Annotated in this window: 3 protein-coding genes; 2 read left to right on the forward strand and 1 reads right to left on the reverse strand. The window is 64.4% G+C overall.

Annotated features, from left to right (window positions below):
• Window positions 1-127 (forward strand): SDR family oxidoreductase (locus EN994_RS30240; RefSeq protein ID WP_127308091.1); only part of this gene is annotated, 127 nt, incomplete at its 5' end.
• Window positions 128-176: 49 nt separating this feature from the next.
• A complete protein-coding gene (locus EN994_RS30245; protein WP_063168573.1) occupies window positions 177-1,235 on the forward strand; it encodes a Gfo/Idh/MocA family oxidoreductase in 1,059 nt (352 codons plus the stop codon).
• A gap of 166 nt (window positions 1,236-1,401) precedes the next feature.
• Here EN994_RS30245 and EN994_RS30250 read toward each other — a convergent pair.
• Window positions 1,402-1,662: DUF922 domain-containing protein (locus EN994_RS30250; RefSeq protein ID WP_127308092.1), on the reverse strand; the 261-nt coding region annotated here is incomplete at its 5' end.

Below are 1,662 nucleotides of genomic sequence, written 5' to 3' on the forward strand. Positions count from 1 at the left end.
GCCGATGCAGCGCTACGGCACTTCGGAAGAGGTCGCCGCGACCATCGCCTTCCTGGCGTCGGAGGGCGCCGGCTACATCACCGGCCAGAACATCCGGGTCGACGGCGGCATTATACGCGCTATTTGAGGGCGTCGGCCGGGAGGGGATTCCGGCATCTCACCCCAAGGAGCAAATAATGCGGCTTTTGATACTCGGCACCGGCTGGATGGCGCAGGAACATGCCCGGCGCTTCAGCGCCATCGAGGGCGTCGACATTGTCGGCGCAGTCGATGTCGATCCGGCGCGGGTTGGCGAGTTCGCCGACAGCTTTGACATTCCCAACCGCTTTACCGGGCTGGAGGAGGCGCTGGCATGGGGCGAGTTCGACGCGGTGGCCAATGTCACGCCCGACCGCATCCACCACCCGACCACCATGGCGCTGATCGCCGCCGGCAAGCCGGTGCTGTGCGAAAAGCCGCTGGCCGAAAACTTCGGCAAGGCGACCGAGATGGCCGATGCCGCCGAGGCCGCCGGCATCGTCAACATGGTGAACCTCACCTATCGCAATGTGGCCGCGCTGCAGAAAGCGCGCCAGATGGTGCAAGCGGGCGAGATCGGCACGGTCAGGCATGTCGAGGCGTCCTACCTGCAAAGCTGGCTGGTGTCGAAATTCTGGGGCGACTGGCGCACCGATCCGAAATGGCTGTGGCGGCTGTCGCGCGGCCACGGTTCCAATGGCGTGCTCGGCGATGTCGGCATCCACATCCTCGATTTCGCCAGCTATGGCGCAGCCGTCGACATCGACCATGTCTTCTGCCGGCTGCGCGCCTTCGACAAGGCGCCCGGCAACCGCATCGGCGACTACGGACTCGACGCCAATGACAGCTTCGCCATGACGCTGGATTTTTCCAACGGCGCCTTCGGCGTGGTGCATGCCAGCCGCTGGGCAACAGGCCATCTCAACGAACTGCGTCTGCGCATCTATGGCGAGAAGGGCGGCATCGAAGTGGTGCACAATCTCGACGGTTCGACGCTCAAGGCATGCGTGGGGGAGAATGTCGAGAACGCCATATGGGAAGAGCTCGACCCCGGCACGGTGGAGACCAACTACCAGCGTTTCACTGACGCGGTGCGCACGGGCGTGCAGGCCGAACCGTCCTTCCGCCATGCGGCCGAATTGCAGAAGGTGCTGGATCTGGCCGTGGTGTCGGACGAGAAGCGGGCCGAGCTGAGAGCGAACGCGGAAACGCGGTGAGGGCTCGCACCTCGCGCCCATACCGCAGTAGCTGGAAGGGGCCGAGTTCTGTCAGACTCCCCTCTGGCCTGCCGGCCATCTCCCTCGCAAGGGGGGAGATCGGCAGCTTCAATTGCTGCGCCTGGTAAGTCATCAGTGCCCGCCTCCTGATCCGTGTCAGGTGGCTTCAGGGGCCGGTCACGAGCGAAAAAACCAGTTTCTGCAAATTGCCGCCATTGCCGAATTCTATACGGTCGAAGTCGCGGCTTGCCTGCACCCGCGCCTTCGAGATCGCGTCGAGCCGCTTGACCACCTCGGCCCTGGTCTTGCTGCATTTGGGATCGTCGGCGACGGTCAGGCCGTCCGTCGCGGCTTGGATGTCGTGGACCATCTGGACCATGCTGGCGCCATGCACCTTCTCATGGGCGGCGACGCCGGCGATGAAGGT

The sequence above is a fragment of the Mesorhizobium sp. M7A.F.Ca.CA.002.09.1.1 genome (assembly GCF_003998555.1).
GTDB classification, from domain to species: domain Bacteria; phylum Pseudomonadota; class Alphaproteobacteria; order Rhizobiales; family Rhizobiaceae; genus Mesorhizobium; species Mesorhizobium ciceri.

Excerpts from the sequence above, each read along its gene's own strand:
- EN994_RS30245 (WP_063168573.1), top strand. The coding sequence starts at position 177 with ATGCGGCTTTTGATACTCGGCACCGGCTGGATGGCGCAGGAACATGCC.